This is a genomic window from Ornithinimicrobium carbonis, from assembly GCF_050703245.1.
GTDB lineage: Bacteria > Actinomycetota > Actinomycetes > Actinomycetales > Dermatophilaceae > Ornithinicoccus.
In genome coordinates this window covers 2,170,759-2,182,559 of sequence record NZ_CP192647.1, presented here as the reverse complement: position 1 = coordinate 2,182,559, position 11,801 = coordinate 2,170,759, and the positions used below count along the sequence as shown (strand labels likewise).

11 protein-coding genes are annotated in these 11,801 nt (G+C 60.0%); 1 reads left to right on the top strand and 10 read right to left on the bottom strand.

All coding sequences use genetic code 11. From position 1 onward, the window contains the following. Positions 1-36 precede the first annotated feature (36 nt). The 10 genes from ACQ95T_RS10925 to ACQ95T_RS10880 form a co-directional block, all read right to left on the bottom strand. Entirely contained in the window at positions 37-1,344 is a 1,308-nt protein-coding gene (locus ACQ95T_RS10925; RefSeq protein WP_425943816.1) for a dihydroorotase, read from the bottom strand. Further along, positions 1,341-1,478, bottom strand: coding sequence for a hypothetical protein (locus ACQ95T_RS10920; protein ID WP_431473822.1), 138 nt, complete (start codon positions 1,476-1,478; stop codon positions 1,341-1,343). The genes ACQ95T_RS10925 and ACQ95T_RS10920 overlap by 4 nt, the downstream gene beginning before the upstream one ends. Positions 1,479-2,208: 730 nt before the next feature. Next, on the bottom strand, positions 2,209-3,468 hold the full coding sequence (locus ACQ95T_RS10915) for a Zn-dependent hydrolase (protein WP_431472920.1): 1,260 nt from the start codon (positions 3,466-3,468) through the stop codon (positions 2,209-2,211). A 28-nt stretch (positions 3,469-3,496) separates the two neighbouring features. Beyond that, positions 3,497-3,985 (bottom strand): hypothetical protein, encoded by a 489-nt coding sequence (locus ACQ95T_RS10910; RefSeq protein WP_425943822.1) that lies wholly within the window; start codon positions 3,983-3,985, stop codon positions 3,497-3,499. Further along, positions 3,978-4,553: an orotate phosphoribosyltransferase gene (locus ACQ95T_RS10905; protein ID WP_425943824.1), complete on the bottom strand. Its 576-nt coding sequence runs from the start codon at positions 4,551-4,553 to the stop codon at positions 3,978-3,980. Before ACQ95T_RS10905 ends, ACQ95T_RS10910 begins: the two co-directional genes overlap by 8 nt. Continuing rightward, entirely contained in the window at positions 4,553-5,326 is a 774-nt protein-coding gene (locus tag ACQ95T_RS10900; protein WP_425943826.1) for an IclR family transcriptional regulator, read from the bottom strand. The genes ACQ95T_RS10905 and ACQ95T_RS10900 overlap by 1 nt, the downstream gene beginning before the upstream one ends. Before the next feature lie 20 nt (positions 5,327-5,346). Then, positions 5,347-6,450, bottom strand: coding sequence for a dihydroorotate dehydrogenase (locus ACQ95T_RS10895; RefSeq protein ID WP_425943828.1), 1,104 nt, complete (start codon positions 6,448-6,450; stop codon positions 5,347-5,349). A 57-nt stretch (positions 6,451-6,507) separates the two neighbouring features. Beyond that, on the bottom strand, positions 6,508-7,449 hold the full coding sequence (locus ACQ95T_RS10890) for an ABC transporter substrate-binding protein (protein ID WP_425943830.1): 942 nt from the start codon (positions 7,447-7,449) through the stop codon (positions 6,508-6,510). Positions 7,450-7,652: 203 nt separating this feature from the next. Next, a complete protein-coding gene (locus ACQ95T_RS10885; RefSeq protein ID WP_425943832.1) occupies positions 7,653-8,426 on the bottom strand; it encodes an ABC transporter permease in 774 nt (257 codons plus the stop codon). 28 nt (positions 8,427-8,454) lie between these two features. After that, positions 8,455-9,324 carry an ABC transporter ATP-binding protein gene (locus tag ACQ95T_RS10880; protein ID WP_425943834.1) on the bottom strand — a complete coding sequence of 290 codons (870 nt, stop codon included), beginning with the start codon at positions 9,322-9,324 and terminating at the stop codon, positions 8,455-8,457. Between the two features lie 1,935 nt (positions 9,325-11,259). On the opposite strand from ACQ95T_RS10880, the gene ACQ95T_RS10875 reads away from it, so the two are divergent. Then, positions 11,260-11,778 carry an orotate phosphoribosyltransferase gene (locus ACQ95T_RS10875; protein WP_425943836.1) on the top strand — a complete coding sequence of 173 codons (519 nt, stop codon included), beginning with the start codon at positions 11,260-11,262 and terminating at the stop codon, positions 11,776-11,778. The last annotated feature ends 23 nt before the right edge of the window (positions 11,779-11,801 follow it).

Here is an 11,801-nt window from a genome sequence, read left to right as displayed (position 1 = left end):
ATCCATGCTGAGGGGTCATATTCCTGGCGGAAACAGTTACCTCGGGCCCCCTCGAACAGAGCCTCGTTTCGCAAGTTCGTCGAACACTCCCCGTCCTTCACGCGCAGTGAACATTACGCGAGCCGGGAATCGCCGTCTATCATATGGAGTATTATGACCTCTGCTTTGCAGATTCTCGGCCCGAAGAGTCCATGGATCATTGGGATCTATCAGGCAAAACGTTGCAGGTTTTCCCGGACCGCCTGGATTGCGGCGATCGTCATCCAACTTGCCAAGCCTCGCAGGTGTGCGACACATCCTATCGGCAAGTTGACTCCACGAAAGAGTGCCGGCAGCCACGAACTCACTCATGATCGGAAGAGCGGTTTCCAGGCCCAGCATCCCCATGGGTGCTGCGGACCAACACCTCCCTTTTTCCGAGTCCGGATGAGGTGCGTGATCGGTCGCGACCACGTCAATCACGCCGTCCATAAGCCCCTTCGTGACGGCTGCAACATCTCGGGCACTGCGTAAGGGGGGATTCACCTTGAACGCTGGATCCTCCCCTGCGCTTTCGTCCGTCAGTGTCAAATGATGAGGCGCAACTTCGGCAGTAATTGGAAAGCCTTGCTCCTTAGCCCATCGCACGACTTCCATCGACCCCTCAGTAGACACATGACAGACGTGAACACGACTGCCGAGATGGTGTGCCATAATGGCATCGCGGGCAATAATCACCTCTTCTGCCATGGGTGGCCATCCTGGTAGGTCCAACTTCTTCGCCATGGCAGCGCCATCGTTGATCTGGGCGCCACGGGTGAGATTCGGATCCTGGGCATGCTGTGCGAGCGTCCCGTCCACGTCTCGAACCATTATCAGGGCCTCTCTCATCAGTGCGCTGTCTGAAAGACAGTGCCCGTCATCCGAGAACCACGTGACCTGAGCCCGAGACGAGGCCATGCCCCTGATGTCTGCAAGTTCTCGCCCCTCAAGCCCTTTCGTGAGCGCCCCAACGGGCCGAACTTCACAGTTTGTCGATGCAGCCGAACCGACCACGCGCTCAACTACTTCGACGGAGTCGGCCACGGGAGTAGTGTTTGCCATCGCAAATACTGTGGTATATCCGCCTGCTGCTGCAGCGCGGGTGCCACTCTCCATGGTCTCTGCCCTCCCGTCGCCCGGGTCACGGAGGTGAGTGTGCAGATCGACCAGGCCCGGAAGAAGAATCAATCCTTTGCAGTCAATCTGGTCAGCGTCGTGGCCGAGTGCGTCCAACCGCACATACGCGCCCTCTGCCACGGCGACGTCGCGAGGATTGGCGCCCTCGATGCTAACGTTGCGCAATACGTAGGGTCGATGCTTCATTTGATACCACCGGATATGTTCTCTCGTGTGTTGAGCAGGAATGTCGGCCCGTCACAGCAGACTAGGGGCGTTTCAGACGACGCCGTGCGGTCTCCTCGAGAGCAGCCATGACAGTAGCCCAATCCACATGCCATATGAGCTTCAATCGACACTTCCACCCGAGAACCCCACCGCGCTCCTAACCTCCGAGCGAGCTCCGCGAGCCGAGTTGACCCACACACAGCAATCTGCTCGGGGCCCGTGTCATTGAATGTCCGGATGAGTCGCTTCTCCAGAATGATGGCATCCGACGAGCCATCAGCGTCGGTCACCGCCCACCGAGTCGCGCCGATCTCATCGTAGGCGCCCCCCACAACGAGAGCTTCCTCGCTCCTTGCACTGTCGACCGCTGTAACGGAGACGCCACGCCGAACCGCGAGTCCAGCCGCAGGGACAAGGGAGCAAGTTCCGATACCCCGGCCGAGAAGGAGGAGATGTCGTGTACCGTCCTGAAGGGTAAACCCTTGGCCCAAGGGCCCCACGAGGACCACGGGTTCTCGTGATGAGGGAGTCCAACGCGACATGCGCCTTGTTCCATTGCCCAATGTTCCGTAAACTAGGACGATTTCTCCAGCGTCGGGGTCCGCTGAATAGATTGCCATTGGCCGGGGTAGCGTTGGCGCCACATCCATCGATTCGGGAAGGGTCACCATCACAAACTGTCCTGGTGCAGCCACAGCAGCGATCTGCGGAGCAGACAAAACTAACTTCCAGTACCTGTCACCTAGATGTTCCTGGAGAACAATCTGCGATCGGGCCAACGTTGGTAGGGGGCGATCTGGCTCTCCAATGGTCGAAAGGCCGGGTATGAGTCCGGACGGAAGTTCAGACACTGCAATCACCGCTTTCTCCTAGCTTGTCTAGGGCCATGATGCTATCTAGCAGCACTTCTACTCCTCGCGCGATCTCGTTAGCGCTCGTCCACTCCTCGGGGACATGGCTCAATCCACCTCTACTAGGCACAAATATCATGGCTGCCGGCGCGACAGCAGCCACCATCTGACTGTCGTGGCTCGCACCGCTGTACATCACACGGTAGGACCTGCCGCGCTGGTCAGCTGCCGTCGTTGTGACATCGCGCAGCCAGGCGGGTAGAACCACTGGGGATGCGTCGCTGAGGAGCCTAGGTGTCAGAGCTACCCTGCGAGCGTCACACACGGCTCGAGCCTGTCGCACGATCTCGTCAGCGATCAACCGTTGCCGTCCGCTGTCAATGTCTCGGACGTCGACCCATAGAGAGACTCGTCCGGGAATGGTAGTAATGCTGCCCGGATGCACATCCACCTTGCCAACGGTCACGCGTGTCCCGCGGTGACGCCCGTCATTGGCGATTCCTTCGGCCAGCAGGATCACTTGTGCTGCTGCCGTAAGGGCATCGGCGCGCAAGTGCATGGGAGTGCTACCCGTATGTGACGCTACGCCCTCCAGGACAAGCTCGAATCGTGTGCTCCCTGAAATCAGGTCCACGAGGCCAATGTCTACGCCGGACTCTTCCAGCTGCCCGCCCTGTTCGACATGGAGTTCCAGAAAGGCCGCCCAGTCGCTCTTCTGCCAAATGGCACGCACTACATCGCTTGGACACCCCCCAGAACGCTGGATTGCATCCGCGATACTGATCCCATTCGAATCTCGAATTCCTTGCAGGGCCTCATAGCTCCAATGACCACCAGCGGCTTTGCTTCCAACACAGGCTTGTCCGAAACGAGCACCTTCTTCACAGACGAACGCGACGAACCGCAGCGGGTGCCTATGCGGTATCTCGTGCCTGACGAGAAGCTCAGCCACATGGACCGCCGCGACAACCCCCGCAATCCCGTCGAAACGGCCACCTCCAGGCACACTATCAAGATGCGAGCCGGTGCCGATTGCGGGAAGCGACTGTAGGCCGACTTTTTCAGCGATGGTATTACCAACTTCGTCGCTTCGCACCGTCAACCCTATATCGCATAGCCAGTCACTGAACTGTTTGTGCGCCCTTTTTTCGCTCGGCGTGAAGCCGATACGAGTGATGCCTTGATCCGCGGGTGTGTCGTTGATCGCTGCGATACTTGCGATAAGTTCAGTGATCCGTGCCGGGTCGGCCACTGGCTTCTCTGTGGCACCTCGCCTGCGCTCATTCATGGTATTCCCATACTAGGGACATGACCGGGATATCGCCCGTCTCGGGAAGTGCAGAGCCTCCAATTAGCGTCGCGATGCCTATGGATTGCGCCCCATGATTCCTGATCAGCGCCTGCATCTGCTGGAGTTCCGGGCCGCTACTGAAGTAGTCACCCACTATCAGAACCCGATCGGTCGCCCTCAACGAACCTTCAACCCCGAGCACGCCAGATGCTTCGTAAGCCTGAATCACGCGCGCCGACAATTCCCGCGCGACGATGTGTCCCAGAACGGACTGCTCATGGTCGTACCAGACCATGACAGCGGTTGGGCGAGTCCCCTGTGCCGCTTTCGCCAGGCTGGAACCGAGCAACTCGGCACCCGACGGGTCCAGGTGGGCTTCGAAGTGACGGGACGGCCGCTCCCATAGCTTGGGCATGCTTATGCCACCGTTCTCAAGCGCGGTCTCTAGATCCATGCCCGCTCTGTTCATTTCAGCCATTCCACTGCTCCTCATCAATGCCGAGATCCTGCAGTCGATACAAGGAACGGTACTGCAATCCAGCGGACCTGAGCCGGCGGGGGGCACCCGCATCACGATCGATCACAGATATAACCACAACTACCTCCGCACCTGCGGCGCTCACCCTCGTCGCGGCTGCGGTGGCGTGCTCTCCAGAGTCGACGACGTCCGTAAGGACAGCTACTCGCTCTCCTTTGTACAGCTCCCCCCTTACCTGGAACTCCTTGGTCGGCCGTATGATCACGAAAGGGAGCCCGGTAGCTAAGGACACAGCCGTCGCCAAAGCGACCCCTCCACCGTCTGTGCCAGCGACACGGTCAACCCGGGATGGAAGTTCCATGGCGATCCTGTCCGCAATCCGCCGAAGGATTGTTGGCTTTGTTTCGAACAGGTACGTGTCGAAGTAGAACTTGCTGTGCTCACCCGACGGCAGAACAAAATCGCCTCTGCGGTACGAGGCCGCAACTATGTCCCGCCCAACTTCGCTGCAAAGGCCACCCATCGGTAATCCGTCCCTCTTTGGAAATTCTATCAGTTCGTGCCTCATCAGCTGACCTCACCAGCAGCCGTAGGAGTATCGACATTCATAGGAAGATGACCAAGTTCTCTACAGATTGCGCCTGTATGTCTCATGAGGGCGTCAATTGTATCCGTGCGTCGCTCACCATGGCATCGCGTCTTGGGCGCAGCCACCGTCACGCTAGCGATCACCTCGTTGTGCGCATCGAAGACCGGCGCACTAATCGCCACCACGGCAGGGTCCAACTCCTCGTCGCAGAGATCATATCCCATCCTTCGTACCATCGACAGATCCTCCGCGACCTCCTCGACCGTAACAGGTGTTTTAGGAGTGAACATCGTCATGGGCGAAGCCGACAGCAGCGCCTGCACCTCTTCGTCCGGACGGAACGCCAGTATGGCGCGTGCCGAGGCAGCCGCGTGGAGTGGCATAGCTTCACCAACACGAACGAACAGTCGTAGTGACCCCGGGCCATCCGAGATCGCCACGCAGACGGCCCGTTCTCCGAGAAACTCCGTTAGGAAGGTTGTCTCGCCGGTTTCCGATGTCAGCGCATGCAAGTGCCTCTTTGCCACTTGGGCTGTATACCGAATGCCGCGAGACAGTCCTATAGCGTCCGGCCCGAGGACGTAAACCTTCCCCACGCGTGTCACGAAATGCTCATCCTCCAAGGATGCCAATAATCGGTGAAGCGTCGACATGGGAAGCCCCAATTCGACCGTGATCTGCAGAAGGGTTGCCCCGTCTGGGCGACTCGCAAGGTACTTCAGGATGCTCGCAATGCGGGTAATCAATTGCATTTCTTACCTTCCCTGTGCGGTTACGATTCGCTCGGTATAGGCTGAGCCTCCACCCAGCCCGGCGCCCTCCCTGCCCTGCGGTTGTTCCCTTCCCCCGGTGAAGCAGGCCGTCCGGGCTCGGTTATAGGGAGATCCAGCTCGGGATCTTTCGTCTCGCCGAGATCGACAGCGGCCGGAGTATCCATTGCCCCCTTCAGATCCGAGATGTGAAGGACATCGAGTTCCGAAAGGAGTTTCGGAAGCTCGTCCAGGATACGATTCATTGTGTCTGGGCGTGTGAAGTTGGCGGTTCCGACTTGCACCGCAGATGCGCCCGCGAGGTAGAACTCGAGGACGTCGGACGCGGTGGCGATTCCACCGCATCCGATGACGGGGATCTCGACCGCGCGAGAGGCCTGGTGCACGGCACGGAGGGCGAGGGGTTTCATCGCTGGACCGCTCACGCCTCCGGTGACATTTCCGAGGACCGGTCGTCGCCTATGTACATCGATCACGAGCCCCACAAACGTGTTTGCTACGGTGAGGCCGTGCGCCCCTGCGGCTTCCGCGGCCCGTGCCAAGGCAGCGATATCCGTTACGTTGGGCGTCAACTTGGCGAATACGGGCAGATCCGTCTGTTCACCAACGCGGTTCACGACTTCTGCGACTCGTTCCGGGACTGAGCCCATCTCGAGCCCCCCATGCTCGAGGTTGGGGCATGAGAGATTGACCTCCACAGCTGCGACTGCCGCGAAACGGTACTCACTTGCGACAAGTTCGGCCAGCCCGGCGGCCATCCGCACGTACTCCTCGACCGTCAGGCCCCCGATGCTTACTATGACGGGGGGGCCTAAAGCGCAGTAGTCGGGAAGCACTGTCGTGCGGAGCCCGGGCAACCCCGGGCTCGGGATCCCGACTGCATTAATCATGCCTCCAGGAGTCTCTCCCAATCGATGGGCAGGGTTGCCGGAGCGAACATCGGGGAACACCGTCTTCGTCACCACCGCACCGAGACCGCTGGTATCAACCACGCTCGCCATCTGAGGGCCAAAGCAACCGGAGGCAGGCATGATGGGGTTCGACAACTGCAGCCCTCCTAAGTCGACCCCGAGTGACTGGAAAGTGCTTGTGTCCTGGACCGTCATTGCATGACCTACTCTCTTCGACTGCGCGGACACTATTTTCTAGGGTGAGATCGCCGATCACATGTTGGCCATTTCTGGACTGCAGACCGTGCCCGAAATGGACGCATCCTCGACGAACTCGTTCGTGAACAGATTCTCAACAGAGATGTCCTCACCCGTGAGGCCCTGGAACTCCTTCACAGCTTCATAGGTCGTGTCCCACGCCTCCGAATTCTGCGCGCCGATAACCTCCTCCGACTCGACCATGTCCACGGTGCAGAAGACCTTGACAGACACGTCCAGCCACTGCTTGGCGGTCAAGTCCCGGTCTGCAGACGGGTTATGCTCCAAGTAGGCCTCCAACGCTGCATCTGGCTCTTCTAAGGCAGCGCTGATGCTCTTGTATGTGGCGCGCAAAAACCTCTCAATGAGATCCTTGTCCGACTCAAAGAAGTCGTTGTTGACAATAAAGGGGAAGCCAGCAAGATTGAAACCGGCCTCCTGCCAGGTGAAGGCGTCGCTCGGGCGGATTTCTTGGAACGTCGGGGCATCCCCAAGGGTGGTAGCGATGCAATCCGCTCTCCCGCTGGCATAGATGGATAGCGATGTCTTAGCCTCAACCGCCACGGGCTCCACCGAGTCAGGCTCAACACTAGCTGCCCGAAGCGCTCCTTCGTACAGTGATGCCTGGACCGTCCCTGGAGGCAGGATTATAGAATGACCTGACAGATCCTCGATGCTTTCGAGCCCCAACTCTTCGTCGCAGAAGAAGGCGAAGCCGGCGTCGGCCCGATACATTCCCACAGCGACGAGGGGGGCTCCCGAATCCACCGCCTGAATAAACGTGGCGCTGAAAGCGTCTCCCATATGCACCTGCCCGGCCGCTACCTGCTGCGACGTCGTAGCTGATCCCGTACCGTAGACAATGTCCAGATTGATGCCTTCATCCTCGTAAAACCCTTCGTCGACGCCATACCAAAGAGGTGCGTGAACACCGTTGGCCACGAAGTCTGTCAACATCGTCAGATCCTGGGCGACCGCTGGCGGACCAGTTGAGTCGTCATCCAGTGGAGCGCCCTGCTCGGCCCCTGGAGTGCAACCTGCAACGAACGCCACCGTTGCCACCAACGGCGCAACGACCACGGCAAGAGCCCGGCCCCTGGACCAGTCTGTCTGTGTCATGATTCTTCTCTCTCTAGGATGTGGAACTGCAACTCCATGGATTACTTCCGGATCATCATTTTTTCAACAAACTCAACCAAATAGAAGAGGGCTATACCCATGACAGAAAGAAGTACGATGGATGCGAAGGCTACGTCGAGCTGCAGGTTCCCCTGCGCATTGGTGATCACGTAGCCCAGTCCACCGTTCCCGCCCAAGAACTGACCCACTACCGCTCCAGTCAATGATAGGGTAATGCCCAATTTCATCCCGCTCATGATGTTCGGCAAAGCAGCAGGAAACCGGACTCGCCAAAACGTTCTTCGTTGCCCTGCCCTCGTGGATCGTGCAAGAAGAATGAGTCCGGGCTCAATCTCCACGAGGCCCACGACCGTGTTGATTACCACTGGGAAGATTGCCAACAGGGCAGCGATCAATACTCGCGGCGTGCTGTCCAAACCGAACCATGCCAGGAACAAGGGTGCAAGGGCGATCTTGGGCACGGCGTTACTTAGGACGAGGAGCGGATTCACCACCCGCTCGATCAAGGGTGACATGGCGATTCCAGCAGCTAACGGCACCCCCACCAAGACTGCAATGACGAATCCGTATATCGTCTCTTGCAACGTTATATAGGCATGTGGTAAAAGCAGGCCCCAAGAGTCGATCAGTGAGCGTCCCACGGCTAAAGGCGACGGCAGAACAAATTCTCTCACATCCAAGAGCAACACACCAAGGTGCCAGACGACTATCACTGCTGCGAGAGTCCCGAGAACAAGGCCTATTTGGACGGTTCTGGAGTCACCGAGACGCTCCGTCAGGCTCTGCTCGGGCATCTCAGCTCGTTGAATTTCTGCTGCACTCTCAAGACTGCTCATTACCGCTCCCCAATTGCGAGTTGTGGTGGTCTTCCTGCCGCCTGCCGTTGCGGTCCGGCGACCACGCGGCTGTCGGCGTAGGCGTACTCCCCTCAAGCATGGCTCGCACGTCGGCCGAAACGTTTAGAAACTCTGGCGTCACTCGGAACTCCGATGTCCGAGGTGTGAAGGTCGGCACATCAACGATTCCCGCGACTCTCCCAGGTCGTGGTGCCAGAACCATCACTCGATTTCCCATAAAAACTGCCTCATTGATGTCGTGAGTCACCAAGAGTGTGGTTACGCCCGCAGACGCGCAGATCGTCGCAACGTCGACGTTAAGTTGCTCCCGAGTCAATGCATCGACCGCGCCGAAGGGTTCATCTAGTAGGAGCATTTGCGGCTCATGCAGGAGAGCCCTACAGAGCGCGACCCGCTGCCTCATGCCCCCTGACAATTGGCTTGGGTAGGAGTTTTCGAAGCCTTCCAAGCCCACCATATGTATCAGGTTTCGCGCTCGGTCTTCCCACTTGGATCTCTTCCATCCCCTCAGGTCGATTTGTGCCATGACATTTCCCAGGACAGTCCTCCAGTGAAATAGATTGTCCCGCTGAAAAGCCACCCCGAGAACCTCGCTAGGGCCCTTTACCGAGTTACCATCGATCGCAAGGTGCCCCGTCGTCAGTGACTCCAAACCGGCGATCATCATAAGAAGTGTGCTCTTGCCGCAACCGCTCGGACCCACAATCGACAGAAATTCTCCCCCGTTTACTCGGAACGAGACATCGCGAAGCGCTTGGACGGGTTGGCCGCCCTTAGTACGAAACGTCTTGCAGACGCTTTCGGCAACTACTTCTGCACCGGCGAGATTATGCATTTTTTTGCCTCACTCCTCGTTCTCCAGATTGAACTGCATTGACTTTGCCTCTCGCACGAAGCGGGCGACTGACGTGTTGTCGGGGAGAATGCCTTGGTGGACGTGATTGCCAGATCGAATCCCGGGGAAGGCTGTTAAGACCGCGCTGGGGACCGTGGGTAGCAAGAACTACGCGCGGCAGATGAGGGTCGGGACAACGGTGGCCAGGCATGATGAGGTTCGGCAGGTGCGCCCCGAGGTGCGACTGAAGGATGCTGGTGTGCTGCACTAGCACGGTTCGCTCACTTCCATGTGGCGGAAACGACTTCTGTGTCGTGAATGTCAGTCAAACTACTGGTGACTTGACGCGATGTCAAGGCTTCGGCCGTAGGGAGGACCTGGCGTGGACCTCGTCACCGAACTGAACCGTGGAGGTGGTCACGTACTTCATCCGAAGGAAGGGGTGGGCGGCGCAGTTAGATCTACAGGCTCTGGGAATTCGTGATTTTCTGTGATATCGAACCGAGCCGAGGCACCGTCATTTGCCCCCGCAGGCGGGCGACGCCGCCGGGTGGCACCGAAGGTGCCGGTGAGGTGGCGGCCAGGGGGTTATCGCCCTGGGGTGCACCACGCCCCCGGCCGGTACGAGCAGTGGTGGCGGCAAGCTGTTGGCGAACACGTGGGGCTGACCGATGGGATTCCGATCTGGACCAACCATCATCGGGCGGGTCATCAATAGGGGGGTTTCGTCCTCACCTGAACAAGGGCTGGACCATCCCACGCAGGCCAGCGGAGGGTTCGTGGCAAGCATGGAGGACGTGCGGAAGGTCTACCACCTGCCCCCGCCCAGCGACACGGGTGCGGGCGATCCGCCCGCGCACGGCGGCGGAGCAGGCGTTCTGCGAGCTCGGCCCCGCCGCCGCGGCGTTTGTCGCCGGCGCTGCGGGCACCGGGCACACCCGGCTCGGTCCCCAGTTGGCCGAGCTCAACGCTCTGACCGCCCGCACTGGCCGCGACGGGCCAGCTCGCCCGCGGGCTGCTCGTCACGGCCAGACCTAGCGGTCGTTCCCCCGAAGGGGTGCTGGGGACTTGGTCCAGGCCGAGATCGCCGCACGGCCACGGCTCCAATGGAACGCACCCGGCTCAAGGCAGCCGGCTTCCCGTGCTCAAGACGATCGAGGGCTTCGACCTGGCCGGCTCCTCGACCCCGGCGCCGCCCTAGCCCTACCTCGCGAGCCTAGAGGGGGTCCGGGCCAAGGAGAGCATCGCGTTCTTCGGCCCGCCGGCACCCACGAGTCCCACACCCTCATCGCGCCGGGGCACGCCGCAGTCACCGGGTGGGATATGTGACCACGGCCGACCTCATCGAGACGCTCCACCGCGGCCTGGCCGACGAACCGTCTGCAGGGCGATCGAGGCCCTGCTGCGCGACGACCTCCTCCTCGGCGACGAGATCGGTTCGCCCCGTTGGACGGCGCCGGCGTCCACTGCTCTTCCGCTTCTTCGCCGCCGCCTACGAAACGCCGCTCTCTCGGCATGGCCTCCCACCACTCCTTCGAAGGCTGGGGACGCTTCACGGTCCGAGCACACCACCGCCGGGTCCAAGTCGACCGGCTCGTGCACCACGCCACCACCGTCGTCATTAGCGGCCCGTCCTACCGCATGCCCCGAGCCTGCGACCGCCGAGGTAGTGCACCTGACCCACTGATCATCCCGGCTCTGCACTCTGCAGGACTTAACGCCGACCGCCCCCTCATGCTGAACCCACGGTTGGATCGCGCCTTGTTCAGCGCCCTCCTAGTCGCCTGACCGGATCGCAACGCCTCCTGTCGCTCCCTCTTCACTTCCATGGGCCGGTAACAACTTCGCCCGTACGGAAGTGTGGCATACTGCTGCGCACTCGAACCCCCACAAGAGGTTCGCGACCACCACGTCTCCTTCAGGGGGTTCCGTCCGATGTCACTGGCTGCCGATCTCAACAAGGCGTGCAGGCTCACAGGGACGTTCCGGCTTCGGTCAGGGCAGGTCCTTGACGAGTACTTCGACAAGTACTCCTTCGAAGCCGACCCCCGCCTACACAGACGTGTCGCTGAAGCCATGGCCGACCTGGTTCCACCTAATACCCAAGTCCTGGGAGCACTAGAGATGGGGGGGATCCCCCTGGGCACCCTCATCTCACAGATCACCGATCTACCAGTAGCCTTCATCCGCAAGGAGGCAAAGGGGTACGGCACTGGTCGTCTTATCGAAGGCGCGCCAGTCGAGAACGTGGTGGTCACGGTCATCGAGGACATCATCACGAGCGGCGGGTCTGTGCGCGCCGCTGCCGTGGCGCTCCGGCATCACCACGCGAACGTATCGACCGCCGTGTGTGCCATCGATCGCAGTCCCCGACCAGGCCATGCACTTCAGGACATTGGTGTCTGGACTGAATCACTCTTCACGCTCGAACAGATGAACGGCCACCAGAACTAGAGACGAGCGGCCCAAAAGTGACC